The 22,161-nt window shown below is 48.9% G+C and carries 27 protein-coding genes; 8 read left to right on the top strand and 19 right to left on the bottom strand.

All coding sequences use genetic code 11. The features are described 5' to 3' along the window. The 6 genes from HRQ63_RS01030 to HRQ63_RS01005 all read left to right on the top strand — a co-directional run bounded on the left by HRQ63_RS01030 (position 1) and on the right by HRQ63_RS01005 (position 7,684). Complete coding sequence (locus HRQ63_RS01030; protein WP_172237829.1) at positions 1–1,680, top strand: response regulator; 1,680 nt, start codon at positions 1–3, stop codon at positions 1,678–1,680. Positions 1,681–1,756: 76 nt separating this feature from the next. After that, positions 1,757–2,659 carry a carbohydrate ABC transporter permease gene (locus HRQ63_RS01025; RefSeq protein ID WP_172237826.1) on the top strand — a complete coding sequence of 301 codons (903 nt, stop codon included), beginning with the start codon at positions 1,757–1,759 and terminating at the stop codon, positions 2,657–2,659. Between the two features lie 54 nt (positions 2,660–2,713). Next, positions 2,714–3,571, top strand: a complete 858-nt coding sequence (locus HRQ63_RS01020; protein WP_172240450.1) for a carbohydrate ABC transporter permease — start codon at positions 2,714–2,716, stop codon at positions 3,569–3,571. A 39-nt stretch (positions 3,572–3,610) separates the two neighbouring features. Next, positions 3,611–4,960, top strand: a complete 1,350-nt coding sequence (locus HRQ63_RS01015; RefSeq protein WP_172240447.1) for an ABC transporter substrate-binding protein — start codon at positions 3,611–3,613, stop codon at positions 4,958–4,960. 39 nt (positions 4,961–4,999) lie between these two features. Then, positions 5,000–6,724, top strand: a complete 1,725-nt coding sequence (locus HRQ63_RS01010) for an MGH1-like glycoside hydrolase domain-containing protein (protein ID WP_229714031.1) — start codon at positions 5,000–5,002, stop codon at positions 6,722–6,724. 90 nt (positions 6,725–6,814) lie between these two features. Further along, entirely contained in the window at positions 6,815–7,684 is an 870-nt protein-coding gene (locus tag HRQ63_RS01005; protein ID WP_172237823.1) for a glycoside hydrolase family 43 protein, read from the top strand. A 43-nt stretch (positions 7,685–7,727) separates the two neighbouring features. On the opposite strand, the gene HRQ63_RS01000 is transcribed toward HRQ63_RS01005, so the two are convergent. From HRQ63_RS01000 to HRQ63_RS00990, 3 genes are all read right to left on the bottom strand, one after another. Continuing rightward, a complete protein-coding gene (locus tag HRQ63_RS01000) occupies positions 7,728–8,708 on the bottom strand; it encodes an NAD(P)H-quinone oxidoreductase (protein ID WP_172237820.1) in 981 nt (326 codons plus the stop codon). Positions 8,709–8,790: 82 nt separating this feature from the next. Then, the gene (locus tag HRQ63_RS00995) at positions 8,791–9,450 is read right to left on the bottom strand and encodes a hypothetical protein (RefSeq protein WP_172237817.1); all 660 of its coding nucleotides are present in this window, start codon (positions 9,448–9,450) and stop codon (positions 8,791–8,793) included. A gap of 42 nt (positions 9,451–9,492) precedes the next feature. After that, positions 9,493–10,041, bottom strand: a complete 549-nt coding sequence (locus HRQ63_RS00990; protein ID WP_172237814.1) for a 2'-5' RNA ligase family protein — start codon at positions 10,039–10,041, stop codon at positions 9,493–9,495. A 293-nt stretch (positions 10,042–10,334) separates the two neighbouring features. Here HRQ63_RS00990 and HRQ63_RS00985 point away from each other — a divergent pair, with 293 nt between their 5' ends. After that, positions 10,335–10,856 carry a hypothetical protein gene (locus HRQ63_RS00985; protein WP_172237811.1) on the top strand — a complete coding sequence of 174 codons (522 nt, stop codon included), beginning with the start codon at positions 10,335–10,337 and terminating at the stop codon, positions 10,854–10,856. Between the two features lie 29 nt (positions 10,857–10,885). Here the strand turns inward: HRQ63_RS00985 and HRQ63_RS00980 are convergent, their stop codons facing one another. From HRQ63_RS00980 to HRQ63_RS00910, 15 genes are all read right to left on the bottom strand, one after another. Beyond that, positions 10,886–11,338, bottom strand: a complete 453-nt coding sequence (locus tag HRQ63_RS00980; protein WP_172237808.1) for a hypothetical protein — start codon at positions 11,336–11,338, stop codon at positions 10,886–10,888. A 23-nt stretch (positions 11,339–11,361) separates the two neighbouring features. Continuing rightward, positions 11,362–11,754, bottom strand: a complete 393-nt coding sequence (locus tag HRQ63_RS00975; RefSeq protein ID WP_229714090.1) for a YxiJ-like family protein — start codon at positions 11,752–11,754, stop codon at positions 11,362–11,364. A gap of 120 nt (positions 11,755–11,874) precedes the next feature. Next, positions 11,875–12,093, bottom strand: a complete 219-nt coding sequence (locus HRQ63_RS00970) for a DUF6199 family natural product biosynthesis protein (RefSeq protein ID WP_172237802.1) — start codon at positions 12,091–12,093, stop codon at positions 11,875–11,877. Between the two features lie 47 nt (positions 12,094–12,140). Beyond that, positions 12,141–12,785: a lysozyme inhibitor LprI family protein gene (locus tag HRQ63_RS00965; protein WP_172237799.1), complete on the bottom strand. Its 645-nt coding sequence runs from the start codon at positions 12,783–12,785 to the stop codon at positions 12,141–12,143. Positions 12,786–12,825: 40 nt separating this feature from the next. After that, complete coding sequence (locus HRQ63_RS00960; protein ID WP_172237796.1) at positions 12,826–13,215, bottom strand: DUF7674 family protein; 390 nt, start codon at positions 13,213–13,215, stop codon at positions 12,826–12,828. Positions 13,216–13,222: 7 nt separating this feature from the next. Further along, complete coding sequence (locus HRQ63_RS00955; RefSeq protein WP_172237793.1) at positions 13,223–13,759, bottom strand: DMP19 family protein; 537 nt, start codon at positions 13,757–13,759, stop codon at positions 13,223–13,225. A gap of 34 nt (positions 13,760–13,793) precedes the next feature. Next, positions 13,794–14,273, bottom strand: a complete 480-nt coding sequence (locus HRQ63_RS00950; protein ID WP_172237790.1) for a hypothetical protein — start codon at positions 14,271–14,273, stop codon at positions 13,794–13,796. Next, on the bottom strand, positions 14,270–14,653 hold the full coding sequence (locus HRQ63_RS00945) for a hypothetical protein (RefSeq protein ID WP_172237787.1): 384 nt from the start codon (positions 14,651–14,653) through the stop codon (positions 14,270–14,272). Before HRQ63_RS00945 ends, HRQ63_RS00950 begins: the two co-directional genes overlap by 4 nt. Before the next feature lie 301 nt (positions 14,654–14,954). Further along, complete coding sequence (locus HRQ63_RS00940) at positions 14,955–15,716, bottom strand: nucleotidyltransferase (protein WP_172237784.1); 762 nt, start codon at positions 15,714–15,716, stop codon at positions 14,955–14,957. A 462-nt stretch (positions 15,717–16,178) separates the two neighbouring features. Beyond that, entirely contained in the window at positions 16,179–16,661 is a 483-nt protein-coding gene (locus tag HRQ63_RS00935; protein ID WP_172237781.1) for an SMI1/KNR4 family protein, read from the bottom strand. Between the two features lie 478 nt (positions 16,662–17,139). Continuing rightward, positions 17,140–17,541, bottom strand: a complete 402-nt coding sequence (locus HRQ63_RS00930; protein ID WP_188525534.1) for a zinc dependent phospholipase C family protein — start codon at positions 17,539–17,541, stop codon at positions 17,140–17,142. Between the two features lie 123 nt (positions 17,542–17,664). Continuing rightward, complete coding sequence (locus HRQ63_RS00925; RefSeq protein WP_172237778.1) at positions 17,665–17,997, bottom strand: hypothetical protein; 333 nt, start codon at positions 17,995–17,997, stop codon at positions 17,665–17,667. Between the two features lie 251 nt (positions 17,998–18,248). Further along, positions 18,249–19,517 carry an FAD-binding protein gene (locus tag HRQ63_RS00920; protein ID WP_172237775.1) on the bottom strand — a complete coding sequence of 423 codons (1,269 nt, stop codon included), beginning with the start codon at positions 19,515–19,517 and terminating at the stop codon, positions 18,249–18,251. A 94-nt stretch (positions 19,518–19,611) separates the two neighbouring features. Then, positions 19,612–20,463, bottom strand: a complete 852-nt coding sequence (locus HRQ63_RS00915; protein ID WP_172237772.1) for a hypothetical protein — start codon at positions 20,461–20,463, stop codon at positions 19,612–19,614. A gap of 179 nt (positions 20,464–20,642) precedes the next feature. Then, a complete protein-coding gene (locus HRQ63_RS00910) occupies positions 20,643–21,086 on the bottom strand; it encodes a hypothetical protein (protein WP_172237769.1) in 444 nt (147 codons plus the stop codon). A 273-nt stretch (positions 21,087–21,359) separates the two neighbouring features. On the opposite strand from HRQ63_RS00910, the gene HRQ63_RS00905 reads away from it, so the two are divergent. Next, positions 21,360–21,650 (top strand): hypothetical protein, encoded by a 291-nt coding sequence (locus HRQ63_RS00905; protein ID WP_172237766.1) that lies wholly within the window; start codon positions 21,360–21,362, stop codon positions 21,648–21,650. A gap of 195 nt (positions 21,651–21,845) precedes the next feature. Here HRQ63_RS00905 and HRQ63_RS25805 read toward each other — a convergent pair whose 3' ends face one another. Continuing rightward, positions 21,846–22,067 carry a pepsin/retropepsin-like aspartic protease family protein gene (locus HRQ63_RS25805; RefSeq protein ID WP_229714030.1) on the bottom strand — a complete coding sequence of 74 codons (222 nt, stop codon included), beginning with the start codon at positions 22,065–22,067 and terminating at the stop codon, positions 21,846–21,848. Between the last annotated feature and the right edge of the window lie 94 nt (positions 22,068–22,161).

Genomic DNA, 22,161 nt, shown 5'->3' with positions numbered 1-22,161 from the left:
ATGTATACCGTAATGCTCGTCGACGACGAACCGGAAATCATTCAAGGTCTTAAATTAAAGGTCGATTGGGAACGGATAGGCTTGACCGTGGCTGCCGAAGCGTCGAACGGACGGCAAGCGATCGAACGATTGGAGCAGGGTTCGGTCGACATCGTGGTGACCGACATGAACATGCCGCTGATGAACGGGGTCGAATTTTTGGAACAATGCCGATCGCGGTTCCCGGAGATTCTGATCATCGTCATTACCGGCTACGAGGACTTTCAATACGCCCGGGCGGCGATCCGCAGCCATGCCCGCGACTATCTGCTGAAGCCGGTCGCGAGAGACGAATTGGCCCTTTCTTTGGAAAAAGTGAAAAAGGAATTGGACCGGAAGCGATCGGATCGTCAGCAGCAAGGCGAGCAGGAATGGCGGTTATCGCGTTATTACGAGGAGATGAAAGAAAATTTCATCGTGCACCTGATCAAAGACCGCTTCACCCCCGACCGCCAACTTGCGGAGCGCTCGCGGCTGTTCCATCTGGATACTTGGGAAGACAGACGGATTTCGTTCGTCACGCTGGGACTGGGCGAACGCGGTCAGTCCCTGCTGTCCCTTTCTCTGTCTCGTGAACAGGATCATTCTAGGCCGCAGCGTCCCGCCGATCAGCTGCGTCTTCCGTTCGAGCTGCTGTGCCGGGAATGGGGTCAGCGCACGGAGCAGGCGGCGACCGTATTCCGCGATGCCGCTTACCCCGAACTGATGCATGTCATGATCGATGACCAAGACGAATCCGTCAGGCGGGAAGCTTCGCTTCAGCTGGGCGAGCTGATCGGATTGACCGAACAGCTCGTCGGCATCCGGCCGCTGCTCGGTCAAGGGCCGTCGGTCCAAGGCATGGCCTGCTGGAAAGACGGGTATATCGGCGCGCTGCTGGATTGGAACTTGCAGGAGAAGCAGCAGCTCCACGGTTCTTTGGCGAATCAGATTCCGGCAGGCACCGCAGGCACCGACTATCCGCAATCGATGCGGGATCGGACTCAGGAAATGAATCTCTGCTTGGCAAAAGGAGATTCCGAAGCCTACGATCGACTGCTGCAAGCCGAACTTGAGCAAGCTTTTCGAATATCCCGGCCTTATTTCGCGAAAACGATCTTCCGGATCTGTATCGGTTTGGAACATCTCGCTCACGAGCACCGGCTGGCATCGTACGAACACGACCGGCTGTGGATCCGTCCCGAGCTGGTGCTCGGACTGCGCGGCACGGAAGAGGCTTTCGCGTTTATCCGCGAAATCGCGTCCAAGCTGCACCGGCAACTGCAAACACAGTCTGCCGAGACGTCCGACGACGGTTCCCGGATCCGCCAAGCCCAGCATTGGATCGACGAAAACTATATGTACGACCTGAGCTTGACGGATATCGCCGAGCGGTTCAATTATCATCCCTCCTATTTCTCGGAATTGTTCAAAAATCGCACCGGACAGACCTTTATCGGGTATGTGACGGAAGCGCGCATGAAGCAAGCCATGCACCTGCTCCGGCATACCGAACTGAATTTATGGGACATCGCCGAACTGACGGGATTTTCCAATGCCAGCTACTTCAGCTCCAAATTCAAAAAGCTGCACGGCATCGCGCCGTCCGAATACCGTCAGCGGCAATCCGAAAAAAACGATAGCGCTTTGCCGAAGAAATGACATTCAAGCGCCCCGCTCCTTTGTCTATGATGGACTTATCCGGATAGACAGAATAGTTAAAAGGAGCTGAGAACTGATGAAATCCGCGCGACGCCGGCAATCCAATTGGACCGCTTACGCTTTTTTGACGCCCTGGTTGATCGGCTTTTTTTGCCTGACGCTGGGCCCCATGCTCGGTTCGCTGTATTTATCGCTGACCCAGTATAATCTGCTTTCTCCCCCGCAGTGGATCGGAACCGAGAATTACCGACAGATTTTCACGCAGGACGGCACGTTCACGGCTTCGCTGCTGCTGACGTTCAAGTATGTGTTCCTGTCCGTTCCGCTGCGGCTGATGTTCGCCCTGGCGATCGCGTTGGCGCTGAACAAAGGCATTCGCGCGCTGGGCATCTACCGCACCGTCTACTATATTCCGTCCCTGCTCGGAGGCAGCGTGGCGATCGCGATCGTCTGGCGGCAAATTTTCGACGGAAGCGGCGCGCTGAATCAGTTTCTAGCCTGGTTCGGCATCAACGGCCCGTCCTGGATCTCGCATCCCGATTATATCGTGTATACCATCGTCAGCTTGTCGACGTGGCAGTTCGGTTCCGCGATGGTGATCTTCCTGGCCGGCTTGAAACAGGTTCCCGCCGATCTGTACGAAGCGTCGCAGATCGACGGAGCAGGCAAAGTTAAGCAGTTTTTCCGCATTACGCTGCCCATGCTGTCGCCGGTGTTGTTTTTTAACCTTGTCATGAGCATCATCAATTCGTTCCAAGCGTTCACCCCGGCTTACGTGATCGGCGACGGGCGCGGCGGTCCGCTTGATGCGACGATGTTTTACACCTTGTACCTGTATTTGAAAGGCTTCTCGTTTTTCGATATGGGATATGCTTCCGCGCTGGCTTGGATCATGCTGGTCATCATCGGGGCATTCACGGCGCTTGTGTTCTTGACGTCCCGATTCTGGGTATTCTACGGCGATCAGGAAGGGAGATAACGGAACATGAATATCAAAACGACTTCTGCCGATTCTTCTGCAAACGCTTCCGAAATGTCCCGTTCCCGCACGGCGCATCGGGCGGTTCGCTTACGGGCGCTGCTGAAGCATATCGTCATTATCGGGTTCGGCCTGCTGATGTTGTATCCGGTACTTTGGCTGATCAGCAGCTCGTTCAAGCCGAATCAGATCATCTTCAGCAGTCCCGGACTGATCACGCAGACGTGGACGTTCGAGAATTACGTCAACGGCTGGAAAGGACTGCAAGGCGTATCGTTCGGACGCTTTTTCGCCAACTCCGCCTTCATCTCCGTCATGTCCGTGCTGGGCAATCTGGTGACGTGCTCGATGGCCGCTTACGCGTTCGGACGGTTGAATTTCCGCTTCAAAGGTCTCTGGTTCAGCCTGATGCTGGTCACGATCATGCTGCCGTATCATGTGGTGCTGGTGCCGCAGTACGTCATTTACAGCAAGCTGGAATGGATCAACACGTACTTCCCGCTGATTCTGCCCAAATGGCTGGCCCACGACTCCTTCTTTATCCTGCTAATGGTGCAGTTTATCCGCGGCTTGCCGAAGGAACTCGACGAGAGCGCCACCATCGACGGATGCAGCCAGCGGCAGATTTATTTCCGGATCATTCTTCCGCTGCTGGTTCCCGCCTTGATCTCGACCGCGATCTTCACCTTCATCTGGTCGTGGGACGATTTCTTCAGCCAGATGATCTATCTCAGCGATATCAATCTGTTCACGGTGCAGCTCGGCATCCGCTCGCTGTTCGATCCGTCGGGACAATCCGATTGGGGCGGCCTGCTGGCGATGTCCGCTTTGTCGCTGCTGCCGATCACCGTCATCTTCCTGGCGTTCCAACGCTACTTCCTGGAAGGAATCGCGACGACGGGACTGAAATGAAAAAGCTTTTATCCAAACACGAGGAGTGATTCGATGAGCATGTTCAGCAAAAAAGGCAAACGGTGGATGACGGGGTTGAGCGCGCTGACGGTTACGCTGCTGCTCAGCGCCTGTTCAGGCGGCAGCGGCGGTCCCGCGGCGCAGCAGGCAGGCGGCGGCGAAACAAGCGAAACGACCGGCGGCCAAACGGAACTGCGCATGATGTGGTGGGGCGATCAGAAGCGGGCGGACACGACCAACCAGGCGATTAAATTGTTCGAGCAAAAAAATCCGGATATCAAAGTCATGGGCGAATTCGCGCCTTCGACCGGATACTTCGACAAATTGAATACGCAGCTCGCTTCCGGCACCGCGCCGGACGTCTTTTTCCTCGGCGGCAACGTCACGGATTACGCCAGCAAAGGCGTGCTGCTCGATCTGACGCCTTACGTCGGAAACGAGCTGAAGCTGGAGCAGATGGACCAATCGCTGGTGGAATACGGCACGCTCGGCGGCAAACTGGTGAACGTCTCCGCCGGAGCCAATGCCCGCGGGATCGTCGTCAATAAAACGCTGTTCGAAAAAGCCGGCATGCCGATCCCCGAAGACGGCTGGAACTGGGACGATTACGCGCGGATCAGCAAAGAGTTGTCCGACAAGCTGGACGGCGTCGCCGGCACGTACAACTTCACGTTCGACGGGATGGATATTTTCCTGAAGCAAAACGGCAAGCAGCTGTACGACATGGAAAATGAAGCGTTGGGCTTCGAAGAAGCGGACATTTTGCCGTGGTATCAATATTGGGACGAAACGACCCAAAACGGAGGCGTCGTCTCGCCGGAGATGCAGGTATCGAATCCGCCGAACGATACTGCCAAAACGCTGCTGATCACGAGCGGCGTCGGCATGACGTTGATTCCTTCGAACCAACTGGCCGCTTTTCAAAACCTGACCGAAGACGAGCTGATCTTGGTCCAAGTGCCGCGAGGTCCGAAAGGTACCGGCGTCGTGTTCGAATCCAGTCAAGGCTTGTCCGCGTATGCCAAAACCGAACACCCGGAAGCCGTCGCCAAACTGATCGATTTCTGGATCAACGACGCCGATGCGGCGAAGATTCTCGGCAGCGATCGCGGCGTTCCCGTCACGGCGGCCAATCGGGAATTGCTGCAAAAAGACGCGAGTCCGGCGGATCTGATCGTGTACGATTATACGAGCCGCGTATCGGAAGCTGCCGAAAAAGAGAACTTCGTCGTCAGCTATAATATCCCCGGCGGCGCCGAGTTCACCAAGCTGGGCGAAACGACCGTTCAGGAGATCGGCTTCGGCCGCAAATCGGTCGAGCAGGCCGTATCGGATTTCTACAAAGGCGCGCAGCAGATTTTCGCCAAAAACAAAACTTCGGCTCAGTAAATCCTTGGTTGGATATCGATGCCGCAAAGGAGCGTGGACATGAACGACGAACGAACGGAACTTTACGCCGATCCCGACGCCCCGTTTTCCGAAAAGATTCTTCCCCTGCTGCAAAAACTGCGGAATCCTTCCCCCGCTCAGCAGGAAGAAAGCAGCTCGCTGCATATCCGCTTGTCGGAACAGTGGCAGCAAAGCGGCGTGAATTTCGCGACGTCGACCGGCAAGCTGGAAAGCCGGTACCGCGAAGCTCGGCGGCAGCTCATGAATTGTATCGTGCCGACGGCCGGACTGGGACCGATCCTGCATGAAGGCGGCACCTACTTCGGCTGCTGGCTGGAAAGCACGGGCACGATCAATACGGAAGTGCTGGCACGCTTTTTGCCCGAAGTTGCGGAAAATACGTACCGGGGCTTCGCCGCTTTCCAGCGCGAAGACGGATTGCTGCCTTACAAGATCACGGCGGACGGTCCTTCTTACCGGCAGATTCAATTGGTCACGCCGCTGGCGCGTTCGGTCTGGAACTATAGCCGTTTGCATGAAAAAGAAACCTCGGCGGATACCTCGGATTTTCTCCCGGTCATGTACGAAGCAATGCGGCGGTACGACCGTTGGATCGGCACGTATCGCGATACGCGCGGCACCGGATGCGTCGAAGCGTTCGGCACGTTCGATACCGGACACGATCTGTCGCCGCGCTTCTGGCACGTGCCGGACGTGCCGTATCGGGGCGATGCCGCCGCTTGCGATCCGCATTCGCCGCTGCTCCCTTTTTTGGCTCCGGATCTGACCGCGAACATCTTTTGCCAGCGGACGTATCTGTCGAAGATCGCGGATCGGCTGGAGTATCCCGATGCCGGTCAGGATTGGCTGCGGATGGCAAAGCAAAGTCTGGACAGTCTGTATCGATACTGCTTCGACGAACAGGACGGGTTCTTTTACGACCGCGACCGTCACGATCAGTGGGTGCGGGTGCAGTCGGACGTGCTGCTGCGGGTACTGGCCTGCGAAGTGGGCGACGGCGAATTTTTCGCGGAGACGCTGCGGCGCTATCTGCTGAACACGTCCAAGTTTTTCGCCAAATACCCGTTGACGTCGATCGCGATGGACAATCCCCGCTTCGACCCGTTCAATCATTACAACAGCTGGTCGGGCCCGACGAACTTTTTGACCATTCTTCGCACGCCGCACGCGTTCGAGCATCATCAGCGGCACGTGGAATTGTCCTGGGTGCTGCATCCGATCTTAAGCGCGTTCGCGCGCTCGGATCGGTTCGCCCAATGTCTCAGTCCGTGGACCGGAGAGATGGGATTCACGGAGCAGTACTCCCCTTCGATCCTGGCGCTGCTGGATATCGCGGAACGGCTTTGCGGCATCCTGCCGCAGCCCGACCGAACGTTGGCGTTCACGGGCCTGCTGCCGAGCGCCGACGACCACGGCGAAGAGATCGCCGGAGATACCGCCTACAGCCGCACGGTGGACGGGATTCATTACGAACTCGTCAACACGCCGGATCGATGCTTCATGTACAAAAACGGCAGGCCGCATCTCAGCTTTCCTTACGGATTGCGAATCGTGACGGATCGCGCAGGGCATTTGCGGGCATGTATCGGAATGAGCGTGCAGACGGTACGAGGCGTCGTACGGTATGACAATCAGGAGTTGGAAGTTGTCGTCAAAGGCAATGAAATTCAAGAGTACGAGCAGCAGCAGCCAAGCTTCCGTACGGTCGGCGATCCGGGGATCGCGTATCCGTCGTACGGTTAGGTCTATTATTACATTCATAAAAGACCGCGGACGGAGCAGGTGCGCAGTGCGTCCCCTCTCTGTCCGCAGCCTTATGGAAGGAGCAGATTCATGTTATTGTCGGAAATTCAAATTCGGGACCCGTATATCGTGACGGACAAGGAAGCTGGAGCCTATTATTTGTTCGGCAGCACCGATCGGGATATTTGGAACGAAGGCACGGGCTTCGACGCTTATGTCAGCCGGGATCTGGAGCATTGGGAAGGTCCGCATCCCGTGTTCCGCCCGGAACCGGACTTTTTCGCCGAAAAGAACTTTTGGGCGCCGGAGGTACATGTTTATCAAGGTCGGTATTATATGTTCGCTACTTTTCGGCGCAAAGACAACGGGCTGCTCGGCACGGCCATTCTGGACGCGGATCATATTCTCGGTCCTTACCGCTCGCGCAGCCAAGGTCCGGTAACGCCGGAAGATTGGAGTTCGCTGGACGGAACGTTATACGTGGACGAACAGCAGCAGCCGTGGATGGTGTTTTGCAGGGAATGGCAGCAGATCGGGGACGGTACGATATGCGCCATGCCGCTGGATCATGACTTGACCGCAGCGGCCGGAGAACCGGTAACTTTGTTCCATGCCTCGGCGGCGCCGTGGGCCACTCCCTTTTATGCCGAGCGCTACCCGGGCCGGGAAAACTTTGTCACGGACGGGCCGTTCCTGTTCCGGAACGAAGATCGGCTCTGCCTGATTTGGGCCAGCTTTATCGACAACCGCTACGCGCTCGGACTGGCGGTATCGGAGTCCGGCACACTGCAAGGCCCGTGGACGCATGAGGATACGCCGCTGTACGGCAGCGACGGCGGACACGGGATGATTTTCGAGACGACGGAAGGCGAAAAAATGCTCGCGCTGCATACGCCGAACCGCACGCCATACGAGAGAACGATTTTGATTCCGCTCGCTTCGTTGTTAGGGATTGAATAGGAATAAATCTGCCCGCCTCAAAAAAGCTGCGCCTTCAAAGCTTTCAATTCCCTACGCCGAGCACGATTTTCCCGATATTCCGGTTCTCCTCCATATGCCGCTGGGCTTCCATCGCTTCCGCGAGCGGAAAGACCGTGTCGACGATCGGCTTGATTTCGCCTTTTTTCATATGCGGCATGACGTCCCGGACGAAATCGCCCGTAAGCTTGGCTTTATACTCGTCGCTTCTCGGCGTCAGCAGCGTGCCGGTCAGCTGCACGCATTTGGACATGAGGGCGAACAGATTCACTTTTTCCACCTGCACTCCGCCCAGTATGCCGATCAGCACCCAGCGTCCTTCTTTTTTGATGCTGGCGAGGTTTTTGTCCCAGTAATCCGCGCCGACGAAATCCAGGATCAGATCGACGCCTTTGCCGTCCGTGGCGCGCAGCACTTCTTCCTCAAAAGATTGTTCTTTATAGTTGATCAGCACGTCCGCGCCCAAATCTTTGCAAAAATCGAGCTTTTTTTGCGAGCCGGCCGTCACGATCACTTTCGCCTGACTGAGCGTGCGGGCCAGTTGGATCGCCGCCGTTCCCACGCCGCTTGCGCCCGCATGAATCAGCACCGACTCATGCCGCTGAAGCCTTCCGATCGTATACAACGTCTGGTAAGCGGTCAGGAATACTTCCGGCACGGCCGCGGCCTGTTCGAACGAATATTCGGCCGGAATCTTGATCGCCCGGTCCGCGGGCATCACCGCGTATTCCGCGTAACCTCCGCCGTTGACAAGGCCCATAACCCGATCGCCGGGCGCAAAGCCGGTTTCTTGTTCCGCTTGTTCCACGATTCCCGCGATCTCTACCCCGAGGACCGGATTCGTCGCGTAACCGGACTGGCCTTCCCGCGTGACGATATCCGTCCGGTTGACGGCCGCGGCCTGCACGTTGATCAATAGTTCGCCCGAAGCGGGCTTAGGAATCGGGAGCTCCGTAACTTGCAGCGTATTGATGTTCGATTGTCGTTCGACGATGACGGCTTTCATGGTTGTCCACTCCTTATCGAGTATCTATAGTTGCTGCGAACCAGCTCGTACCTTGTCAACACTAAATAAAGACAAGTCCCGATCAAGACGACGGTCCGCAAGACAGGCGTGCGTCCCATTCGTCCAAAATCGTTCGAATCTCGCCGCCTGCCTGTTCGATAAACACTTCAACGATTTCGCGCGTGATGAATCGGGGCGGATTGGCCGGTTTGTTCGACGCGTCTTCGAACCAGCGGATCGTGCGGGTTCTCCACTCGTCGATCTCCTGCTCGCTGAGCAGCGGATCCATCGCGCAGGCCGGTACCCGCACCAGGCTTTCCCAAAGGTCTTTTTTCCAAACGGAAGTTTCGTACAGCGCAAAGTCTACGCCGTCCGTGTCGATATAGTAACCGGTTTTGATCTCGCTCTCGGGAATTCCGTCCTGCTGGGCTTGGTCTTTGAAATCGGCATAAACGCGAAGTCCCCATAAATAATCGGTCAAGATATGCGCAAAGTACCCTTGAACGTACAGCTTCCATTCTTCGCTCGGATTTCGGCCGATCCACTGCGCGTAATGACGCTCCAGCTGATCGGGAGTCGTTTCTTTGCCGCCGAAATGGGTGCGCAGCTTGTCTTCGCGGCCGGTTCCTTTTCTCATATGAATGGCATCCGGCGCAACGCTTCCGAGCACGAACGGGTCGGGAACGGGACTTCCTGCAAAGTAACGGTCGGCGACTCCCAGGTGAACCATAGGCAAAGGCATAATCGGCATTCCTTTCTGAAAAGAGGATTGGATGGTCGTGAGTCAGGCAAGGCTTTGACTCGCCAGCGTGCGAATCGTTTTTTTATTTTCGTCATGTATGATTTTGATCAGTGATACTTCTTGGACTTCGGCTTCTATCGCGGTTAAGCTTTTTGTGGCGAAGCGCAAGGCTTCCGACAGCTTTACGTCATCCAGGCGGTTTGCGATCATGCAGTGAGGAATCCATTGCCCTGGATGATAGACCGGATTTGAGAAGCTGCTATAGGCATGGAAATGCCGATGATGATCGAAGTGAAAATCAAGCAGCTTCTTTGTCGGGTTCGGAGACAAAAACAAAGCCCCACTGTCGATGAATGTTCCCAATGCGCCGAAGCCTAGAGACATCTTCGAAGCCGATTCGTAATAACGAACGAACTGTTCGCAGTATTCGGCTTCGTTGTTCAATTCCGAATAGTCCGCGATCGTCAGATGGGGCTTCCGATTTTCGATCTCTTGCGCATAATGCGATATGCCGCGATCGCTTAACTCTTTCCACAACTTTCGGATGGCTTTTTCCGTATATGCATCAAAAGACAGGACGACGCCGTACAAAAGAAAATCACCACTTTCTGCTATAGGTATTCGCTGGATATTGTCCGTTATATTAAAAATCCATCCGATCCGAGCTTTTCTCTTTTGTAGCTAATCGTATTTCTGTATCCGTATTGTTCTCATCCCTGGATAGAGCCACGACTTGGATCTCTACATTTGTAAACAAAGGTTTCCAATCCGGCTTTTGTACTTTCGAAGCGATATCCGTTAACAAGTCATCGATGGCACGACTCAACATAAACGGGTAAGGTATGCTTATAGTTGGCCGATCACGTCATGACGAGGAGGATTCCATGCGAAGCAAGGTTATGATTTTGATTCTGACCGCAATCCTTACGCTGACCGGAGTTTATGTATATGCGGACCGATCGTTGCTCGCGCTTCAAACAGGCATGACCTTACCGCTGCAATGGGATGATCCGTACGGAAAACAGGAGGAGCCGATTATGCTTACGACTCGTCCGAGTCAGTTATCCGAACCCCGTGTTTCTCTGACTCCGCTCTACTATCTGCCGGAATCGAAAAAGCTTCAGTTCGGATTAAGCTACAGCAAGCACAAATATCAGGCCGACCCGTCCCGGAACATTCCCGATCGGATTTTTCACGTGACGATTCGGGGGACAGACGGTCAGATATTCGATAAAAATACGGTGATCAAAACTACAGGTTTATTCGACGAGTTTCAGCGAAGATCGATCGATATTGATCTGAACGATCAGGACTATTTAGACATCGACGTTGCTTGGGTTTCGCAGGACGGGAACGTTCTCACTCCGATCGAGTCCTCAAGTTTTAAAGTGGTACTGCAGGAATAACAAATGAATCGAACGGGAGCCAAATTCCGCTACGGGTTGAGATCGTTTTCATGCCAAATTCGATACGCCTCAATATTTTCTTCGGAATAATCGCTTGCGTTCGATGTTTTGAAATATCGGGCATAATAAGAATGTTCGTCAGTTTCTTTATTTTCATCCGCACTGATCCGAAGATGCACGGTCGATATTTCCGAATTCCATTTGACGCTGCGAGCAATCTCGTTGATCCGCTCCACCGTCGAAAACTTTTCGATTCCGGCGAGGATCGATTCCAACTCTTCCTGACTCGGTTCCTGGTTCATCTCGATTGCGTAAGTAAGATCGGGGCGAGTGAACGTGATCCGAACTTTTTCGATCGACGGAGACAGTTCTTTTAAATCTTTGACCAATTCTTTGGTCGAATCGGTATGGACACGATGCGTGGTGCTGCAGCCTGCCAAAAGCAGAATGAGACTCAACAAGACGATCGTCAACTTTTTCATCACGGGCTCCGATCTTGGTGTATTTACGAATCGATCAGCTCGATCAGCCGCTTTCTCCATTCATTGACCGTATTTAATTCTCGGTTCAAGCTCTCATATTCATCCAAACGATGTCTCTCCAAAAACCTGTATTTGGGAAACCATTCAAAGAACGATTTGCTTAACCATTCGCTCGTCTTATTGCGCTCCAAAGGATCTTGAAGTTTCGTGCGGATACCTCCTGAAGCCAATCCGTGAGTGAAGGCCGCGTACGTGCTGAAGTCCGCGTTTATGATTTCCTGAGGCGCGTATTTTTTGAATTCTTCGGCAAAATCATACTGTAAGTCTTGCAAATCACGATACAACATCGATTCATTTTCAAAACCATGTCGATGGTAAAGCTCAATAAGTTCTTTCATTTTTTCTTTCAATACCATCACCTTCGCTTATCCGTTGAGATGAATCGCTTCGACCGTTTCTTGATGAAAGTCAATGATCAATGAACAGTGACGCGGCATGGATAACCATCTCCTAATTCTGTCGAGTAAGGCAGTAACTCACACAAAAATAACGGCAACGCCTATAAGCAAAAGCAAAACAACGCTGATTGCCGACGCCACTTTGATATAACGAATCGCCCCTTCCGACGGTTCAGGTTCTTCTTTGAACATCCACCTTTTCCCGAATATCAGACTTTCTCTAGGGTCAAAGTAGCTCCAGACCAATACCCCAAGCAAAGGAATCAGAAAAATAAAAAAGATAATCTTCTCTGCCATCTTGTTCTCCTTTCGAAATGGATTAACGGCTTATTCGGCTTGTCTACTCAACTTTTATATGCAAAATCGATTGCTTCTCGGTCGATGCTAAATAGATACTCCATCAATCGGATCGTTCTTTCTCTGGTTTGTTTGGATTGAGCCGCTAAAAATTGTACGTCGCCTTGAGTGCCGAAATATCGGGTGTCCAGAAATTGACCCATAACAAATTGGGCCTGATCATCCATATAAGATTGCCAACTTTTTTGCGATTGTTCCAGGTTTGATCGATCTGCTTCATTTAAGATTTTGGAAAGACCGTCAAGCGCCGCGTTCATTTCATTTTGCCATTTCGTTAAATACTTGCTCTCAAAAGCTCCCCAGGCCAAGGTTGTACTTTCGGGACTTTCTTGAAGAATTTTACGCTCCTGCTCATAATCTCGATCTATCGGATTGTCATTTATGATCGTCGAAAAATCATCATTGCCTTGATAGTCCCCCAGATGCTTGCTTTCTTCGATCTGCACTTTTAAACTCTTGTTTGCCGCAACCGCTTGATCCAACGATTGCTGCAGCGCAGTATCGCGGCTTTCCAGCAGTTCGATCTTTTCATGTTGTTTTTTCAAGCTGAGTGACATGACTGCACAAGCAGAGATGACGACGATCAATGCAAGCAGAACGGCAGCGCGGTAAAAAACTGTTTTTTTGTTCATCAAATATCTTCTCGTTTCGTCGTGATGGGATATCGCTAAATTATTGAACTTTTCCATTCCAAAAATCAATCAAATGACGCCATGCTGCCTTCGACTCCGGTTGCAGCAAAGCTTCGAATTCATTGAGTTCGATCTTCTTGTCCAGTAATTGATTTTGCAGCGTTTCTAAAATGCCGACTACGGCAAAATCTTGGACATACGAATCTCCATGCACAAGCATCTGCTCGATCGCGTCAAACGCTTCGTCGAATTCATCCGTCTTTCGCTTCGCATAACATTCGATCATATATGCAGTAAAGTCGCCTATATCCACGTACAGCAATCTTTCTTCTTCAATTTCATAGTTCTGTTCGATGTACGCTTCATATCTATTGAGATAAGACGGGTAGGCTTGGAGTAAGATGGGGAAGATTTGCTGGTTTTCGATCATATGAAGTTCATTTTTCCTCTCTAAAAGGATTGCCTATCAGATTCCAATGATCGGACAGATACGTCACCAAGTAGTCAAAAACATTGCGATAATCTGAATTCAGATATAATCGGTCAGCCAGCTCCTCGATCTTTTTTAATGCTTCTTCATTGATAGAGTGCCGATCTTCAAACGAGGTAACTTGGTAAGGGTTTAATTCGATTTTGGTTTCAACGTTAATTTCTTCAACTTGCTTTTCTATCTCCTTCAATAGGGCTGCATCTTTTGTAGCTCCGATCAATTGCAAGGCTGCCACCGTCTCGCTCAAGTATCTGCCGGAAGAGTTCTCCAAAAAACCTAAAATTCCGTTCATCGCTAATTCCGTGTCGAAATCAATGATCCACATGATGATCCTCAGCATTTCAGGGAGTTCTTCAATGCTGTTCCTGATTGAACGGGCCTCTTCCGTATACATCACGCCTGCCACATGTTCAATGAGATCCGTAGGGGTAAAATTTTCTTCAGGTGGAAGCAGTACTTTGATCGAATCACTAGATAAGCCCATTAACATCACCTCAACTTAGAAATTGCGAATAGGGCTACTTATACGCTTTGTTCCACTCTTCCAGCCAGCCTGGATAAGACATCCCGGTCATTTCTTCCAACGTCTCGCCGTCAATGCTGTACACCCAGCCCATATGCAGTTCTTTATAATCCGGAATGCTGTAGCCTCCGATAACGTCATCGCCCGATTCCATCACATAGATGACCGTTTGTTTTTTCGCCTGATCGCTAAGTTCGTCCAACGGATGATGATTCACAATGAATTTGCTCGTACGGATCTGTTTGCCTATATAAACATCTGGCGCTTCGCTTTGTACGCTCCAATATTGGATATACGGCATTTCCGTAAGCTGACTTTTTGTCAGCGTATATTCGTAGGTCTCTTTTTCTTTTTTGACAATCGTATAGCCCTTCTCTGTGATAAATTGTTCTGCGGCACCGGAATCTTCATTCGTCCCGCCGCAGCCGACAAGAAGAATCAGGAGCAAAAAAAGAATCAACCGGCATCTCTTCATGAGTTGACCTCTGCTTCGATATGGGTGATCGTTTCAAAAATTCGAGTGTATACGTCTTCAATGTCGGATCGATTCGGCTCGTCATTTTGCAATCCGTATGACCAATATTTTGAGTTTCGATTATCGCCAAAATAGCCGCTTACATAAGCATCCGTGTTCAGATCCGGAAACTCTTCATACGTCCGCTGCTCGCTGATAAAAGGCAAATGGGACTTCTTGGACTCGATAAAGAAAAACGGCACACCCGCTGTTTTATATATAGGGGCATACTTCGAGTCGGCGGCTTCAGATAAATGCTCTTCGGTGATAAAAACAGCATCATATCCGGATGAAGAGTCCACCTCCTCCAACTGGTCGAAGTCTATTTGCTCGAAATTCACGTTCCGCTCTCGCATAGCCGGCGGCGTTCCGATGATCCCGATCGTAACCGGTTTTCCTTCGTAGTTCGAAGCGCGCACCGGATCAGACGAGCACCCGACCAAAGCAATCGATAAGAGACATGCAGCAAGAATCCCAATGGATCTATGCATTAGACGATTCCTCCTTTTCATAATCAACGCTTGAAATGCTCGAATCATGGAATGATTTTATGTCGTAGTTTCCGCTGTATTAAAACTATATTTCAGATACACGGCGCGCTCTTGGACACTTATGAAATCACCGTATCCTCGTATCCACGCTTTAGGTTTCTCTGGAAATCTCCATTGCCTGTAAAGCCTGCTCGACATAGCAATACGCTTCGTCTGCGATTTCCAGAAACTCTTCCACGGATACATGGCTGTCCAAATAACAAGCATACAGATATTCAATGATGGCGGGGTTGATCTCGCAATATTTTAAAAGGTCATTTTTCATTTCCAACATGTCATCCTGCCATACGCCCGTATCTTCTAAAATCAACGAATACAACGCGCGCAGCAATCTTTTGGAGTAACCTTTGACGTACCTGGTCTTCAGCGAGCGATCATCGGCATTGGAAAGCGAATGACGTATACGCTCGATTTCCTCCGGGGTATCCGTATTCAACTCTAAAATGAACGCCGGAGAAATCACGATCGGAGGTACTTGTTCGCCGATATCTTCACCGTATACGCAAATGCAAATGACCTTGATCCAAAATCCCCACTCGTTGGGTCTGCTGACTACATCGTCGACCGGACAAACAATCGTATCAATCTTCGTTAAAAATGGATATTTCTCTACCAGTTGATTTTTGATCGTCTCCAGTTTTCCGTAATCGATATCTCCGGCATTTTCGCATACGATCGTAAAGTCCGCATCCGATTTAAAAGGTACGGCCGTTCCTTTCGGAATCGACCCGCACATGTAGACGCTATGGATCTTATCTTCGAATTCGGCGCGAATCTGATCGATATAGGCATCCACGAAGTCTTTATATTCACGTTGTATATTGAGTTCAGGTATGACTTTTTCCAATATCATGGGTACTCCTCCTGCATGAAGAACTTTTTGCGGCCGCTGTAGGTTACTCTGTCAATTTCAATGTCGCTTTTTTTACCGTCGCCATAAATGATTGTATAGGCTTCGAACAATTTCGCACTTTAACTTCTCCTTTTTTTCAGTCTGATCATCAACATAGAATTTTTCCGAAGTTTCATGACGGGATGTCCCATATGTATACTTGTGCCTTTCGCTTCATACCTCGGCGTTAGCCGAATCAGGCACGAACACGATTTGTTCAGGCGGATTCCGATCCTGCTTCGTATCGTTCGATTCTTGCTTCCCTATAAAATCAACGGTAAAAGTCTGTTGTTGGTTTGCACCCAATTCTAAAATTCTTTTTGATCCTGTTAATTAGTTTGGTATCATTTGTTTTCTCGAATACATTTCAAACATCTGCGATTTTCAGACCTTCTATATCTTTGATTTTTGTGCATTGAAGTCTTATCGCTCACAAACATTTTGATCTCTCCAATCTACATTCGAATGATCTTTAATCTCTTGCAATAAGAATTCATCGAATGTCTCAAATAACCGAATAGCCGATGCCGGGTTTTCCATTCCTTCGTACCAAAGAAATACAGGCGGATTCTCGCCCATGTCGACATCAAAAAATTTGATTTCATACCCTTGGTGCATGGAAAAAACTAATGAACTATTCGGTAAAGCAATAGGGTTGTGATTCTCTTCCAATAATTCTTTGGCCCATTCTTGAATTTCAATAAGATCGATATAATGAACAGCCGTTCCTTGAAATAATCTGCCTGATTCATGTCCAGCCGCAAGCAAGAATTGTTTATACGTTTCAGGCAGCTTAAAACCAACCTTTTCCTCTAATTTAACGATCTCTTCTTCCGTACAACCGATGAGCGGCTTGTTAATTAGGTTTTTCTTTTTCAAAAGCAGTTCTATGTCTTCTTGTCTCATGCTCGCACCTCTAACTATTCGTTCCGGAGTTTTGTATGACGTTTCTGTATTCATGAGTATGCGGAGAATGACGGATGCAGGGCGTCTGCCCGCAGCGTGGATATGATGTAGTAGGTTGTCCCTGTCTTCTCCCAATCCACTATTTAACCTATTCTCTTTTTTACATATATTTTTGCAGATTCATGATTCCCATATTTACTGATGTTTCGATGTATCCTTTGATCTGTATAAAACTAAAAACCTTTAGCACTTCATCTATACTTTGTTTTTCGTACTCCATATCCCCTAATACATAAGGAATAAAGTCGAGTGCCTCGCGAGACTTAACTTCATCCAAATCTATAACTTCACTAGGCCGTGTACGCAAACTCAACACCGTGCACCTTGACCTGCCTTTTCGCCCTCTGCAGCGTCATTTTCCTTTGACGTGCCCCGGCACGCCTTCAGAAAAATTCCTTGCCGAGAACGAAAATTCAGCTCAATCTGCTCCCGGCGGAGTTTGCGTACACGCCCCAGTTTCATCAGAGATCGCGTCCCTCATTTCCTTCGTGCAATCATAGTGCTCTAACAGCTTTCCGTTCAGTAATTTAAAATCATTATGATACAAAGGATATACTTCAGGATCTTCTTCCATTCGATTTCTCAGCCAAGGCATATAAACCCCCTTCATCCACTGCTCATCTGCAATTAAATGTGCAAAATATCCGAGCACATACCTGTTATTTGAATAGGCGCTATACTTATCTAAAAATTCTTGATAATCTATGCGCCTTGTAAAGTCGTGATGCTCTCCTCTGTAGAAGTGAGAGTCATCTTTTGTAGCAACGGCATCTGGAGCAACGCTACCCAGTAAAAATGAAGTTCTATCTTCAATATTCAATCTTTCCGCAGTAATTTGATCTTCACGCTCTTCAAGAGACTACATATAACGTTCTTGTATCCATGACCCGATGTATGTCAGTCGCATGAATATATGTTAGATGATGTTGCCTTCTTACTCGAGTCATCTTAAGGTATTTTCGTCTCCAACATGTTCGATTTGACCTAACACATAACCACTCTCTTTAGAACCCTGATACGAAACAAAATACTCTTTATTTACTTCAATAAGATTCCAAACCCTCACATCTTCTATCATTATTCGTACTTCATCTATTTCGTTAGCACTCGAATTATAACCAACAATCCATTTTTCTTTATAATCATCAGAGTGATCCTTCTCAATCACACGCAGAAATGTTGTTACCGAACTAATCGCACCTCTTTGGCTCACACAGCCCGTAAAAACCGTTATCAACAGTATTAAAACCAAAAATATTTTAGCAATTCTATGCATAATTCAACTCACTCCTTAGGTCTTAAGGCAATTTTATCTAACGTTCCTGTATTCATGACCGGACGCATGTCGAGTGTCCGGCGTAAGCCGGGCTTAGAACGAATGTCCGCAGCATGAATATGATACTTCAACTGCGGCAGCGCATTTCGGACTGCGGAATCCACTCTGCGATATGACGAAAAAAGGCTGCCGCCTCGTCCCGCTTGAGACGAGGCGGCAGCCTTTTCATTTCCTGAAAGCCTCGTTCAGCCTCAACGTGACGTCCGGGCTGGACGAACATAAGTATCCAGAAACGCATTGCTGAATTTTCCGTTAGGGTCATACTTGTCGATCAGCTTCCGAAACTGCGGCAGCTTGTCGAATTGTCCCTGCAGGACATCGGCCGGTACCGTAAACAGCTTGCCCCAATGCGGACGTGCGTGAAACGGCGCCAGCGCTGCTTCCAGCAGCGGAAGCACGCGCTCGACCGCCTGCCAGTCGTCCCGCCACGTGAAGTGAAACGCCACCGAAGGTTGATCGCAAAAAGGGCTCAGCCACAAATCGTCCGCAGCGATCGTGCGCAATTCGCTGACGAACAAAATCGGCGCAAGATGCTCCCGCAGCTGGTGAACGGCCAGCGCCGCTTCATATACATGCTCCCGCGGCATCAAGTATTCGCTCTGCAGCTCTTTGCCGGCACTCGGCGTAAATTCCATACGGAAATGCGCGAGCCGCTCATGCCACATCCCCGGCTTGCCAAGCTGCTCCGTGCAGTTTTCCGCATGCATGTCCGGCAGCGGATGCACAGGGGCCGTCGCAGGCAGCGCTCCGTAATAGTCCGCATGTCCGGCATAGCTTACGCCATCTTCTTCCCGGCATTTTGTCCATACCTGATGAAATCTCGGCTGCTGCCAATCCGTGAACAAACTTACGCTGTAAGCGTCCGTAAATATACCTTCCGCGTTTTCTTCAAGCTGCGAAAGCGGCAGATTCTCATAAACGAACTGTCTGACGGGATAGGCCGGCACGACGTTCAGCGTCAGCTTCGTCACGATGCCGAGCGCGCCGAGGTTTACGACAACGCCGGCGAATTCCGCATCGCCGCGGCTGAACGTATGCAGCTCTCCGTTCGCGTCGACCAGTTCGATCCCTTCTACCGCTGCCGCCAAGCTTCCGTTACGGCTGCCCGACCCATGGGTGGCCGTAGCGACGGCACCGGCAACCGTGATATGAGGAAGCGATGCCAGATTATGAAGCGCATAATCGGTCGGAGCAAGCTCCGCGCATAGTTCCCCGTACGTGATCCCTCCTTCGACCGTTACCGTGCCGCGTTCTTCGGTTAAGGCCAACATGCGGTTCCAATGTCGCAGCGAAACGAAAATCCCGTTCGTATCCGTGATCGCATTGAACGTATGGCCGCTGCCCGAAACCTTGATCTTTCCATGCTCTTTGACCAGTTGCTGCAAATGCTCCACGCTTTCGGGATAGATCATTTCGGTCGCTCCATAAGTAAAGTTGCCGGCCCAATTTTGATAATTCATTCGAGGTCCTCCTAAGTTTCAAATAATAAAGCGCTTCCTTAAAAATCCGAGCGTCATTTCTAACCCTAACCTTTTTTAAGGGTCTGGTCTTTGATTATAACCCTCTTTCTAATCTCTCTTTCCAATCTAACCAAGTTCGTTCTTCCCAGTTCAACCAAATCTTTTTAATCTCAGCTAATAGCCATGCTCCTGCTATAGTTATTGAATTTTCGTGTGATGCGTAAATAACCCAGTCCAAGTCGCTTGAAAACCAAAAACCTTCTCCATTTATATTATATGCTGAATTGAAACTCTCTAAATCAATTTCATACTCAGGGGACATGCTACCTTCTCTCAGCTCAAATACCCTTTGGACATTTCGCTTCTTCAGTATCTTTATAAGGTGGCCAATGCCTACTTCTGAATAGAAGTAATCATCCATAAATGCTTCTGTATCATTTGGCTTATGACTAATAAGCGGATACCAGTAATCATTTACTTCTATGCTCCACTTTTTATTCAACTCAATCCATAACATTTTACTTTCTTGCGATGATAACGTACGTCTGTATGATAACGGTCTAACATTCTGAGGTATTTCCATGCACTTTTTTTCTATAAAATCGTAAAACGCCTGACGCTCTTCATCCATTGTTTCCTGACACGTAGCATCATCATTATTAATTTCAGTCAATCTATTTTGGGCATTTTGAATAGCATACAAAAGTGAATTTTTTACTTCATCCTTGTTGGAGAAGTCATTGGGCAAAAATCGTTCGATTTCTGGAAGAATTGCATTCAACACAATGTATCTTGGAAATAATCGCTTTGCTTCTAAGGTGTAACCACCGCCGTCTAATCTATACGTACCTTCCTCAATCAGCTTTGAGTATTTTCTTCCCCAATATGTACTTTTCACCATACAATACTTTCTTGCTAGTGTATGAATCTTTTCAATATCCTCCATGGGTACTCCTCCTTGTTAAAGTCACCTTCATATATAAGTAATTACTTTTTTAATGTTCTAAGCCTAAGTAAAAATACCGATAGGGACTGTTCACGACTTGGCGAATGCCGCATCAAGGGCGGATGCCCGCAGCGTGAATATTATGTTATACGAAGGGACCTTGAATTGCTCACAAATGTTTAAGACAACAGTCTATTAATTCTCTTCAAACTCTCTTTCAGTAGGTTTAAAAATTCACTATCGTAGCCAAAAGAGCCTTTCAATGTCGTTTCTATTAATCCGTCTCTTGAATATCTTCTCTTTGTAATGGAATAGGCAATTTCGTAATGCCCCATTTTTTGATCGATAAAACTCATTTCAAATTCCTTATCACTCATGGCTTTTAACTGAATCGTTTTGACTTCGCTATTTTCAGTTTTTAAAAGTCCTTCCATAAAATCATGGATTTCTTCATGCTCAATCCAGATCTCGGCTTGTCCAGCAAACTGATCGTCCTTAATATGTACCAAGTAGTTAATGGATTTATATCGCTCTAATTCAATGTCCTGAAATGAAAAAAGGATATGTGATTTCTTATCTTCAGATTCAATAAAGAAATCGTATGGATCAAGTGGCTTATTCAATATCACTTGCCTCGGTCCTTTCGTATAACGTTCCTGTATTCACGACCCGACGTATGTCGGGTGTTTGGCGTATTCCGGACCAAGGGCGAATGCCCTCAGCATGAATATTATGTTATAGGATGGATCGTTCTTCTTCGAAATTTCCTACACGTCCTTATCATTCTATAAGGTTTAAGTTCCTACACAATTTCTCTTATCTCGTCTTTCAATTTTCTTTTATTTTCAATCTCTGTATCCGTATTATAATCATCATTAAGAAAGGTGGGATGGTTTATGGAAGAAACTCTTAATCAGATCCTTCAAGAACTTCAAGCCCTTAGACAAGATGTTCAACAATTAAATCAAAATCAAATACTTTTGGATCAGAACCAAAAACAAATGTCTATTCAAATTCATAGTATTTATCAATCTACTGTTCGCCTAGAGAACGGACAACCTAAAGATATCTTTGCTCTCTTAGAAAAAATCCATCATAACTTTACGGACAAAGATTCTGAGGTTGCTTCTTTGAATAAACGAATCTTTCGTTCGGAATCCGAGTTCGAAAAATTTAATAGACAATGAAAACTTGTAGTCATTCAACTTGAATGACTCTATTTTTTTGGTTTTCGATCTTTCCTATAACGTTCCCGTATTCACGACCCGACGACTGTCGAGTGTATGGAGAATGGCAGACCTAGGGCGTATGCCCGCAGGGTGCATATATTGTCAAGTCATGTTCCAGTCTTCATCGAATCACTCACTCAATTTCTTAATCTCTTATGAACGAAGTAATTTAAATGCTTTTAGATCAATATTAAATTCCCTTTCAGTCAGTACATCAAGCCCCAAAAGTCCGTTAATGTTGTGATATTTGAATGAAGTAAAGTCTATGTATACATCTTTTAAAATAAAACCCCCTACTTGTATGGCCTCAATTTTCTTACTAAAGGCATGCTCTTTACCTCCGATCCTGTAACTGGTTGTGATTTCATCGTCCATGTCCACTTGTATCCCGATCTTGTCCACTTCATCTTATGAAATTAAGCTGTGACTGGCTCCTGTATCGATCACGATGTTCGATATGACTTTCTGT

The sequence above is a fragment of the Saccharibacillus endophyticus genome, assembly GCF_013185185.1.
GTDB lineage: Bacteria > Bacillota > Bacilli > Paenibacillales > Paenibacillaceae > Saccharibacillus > Saccharibacillus endophyticus.
Note: the sequence above shows the minus strand (reverse complement) of the source record. Positions and strands in the feature narration are given on the sequence as shown.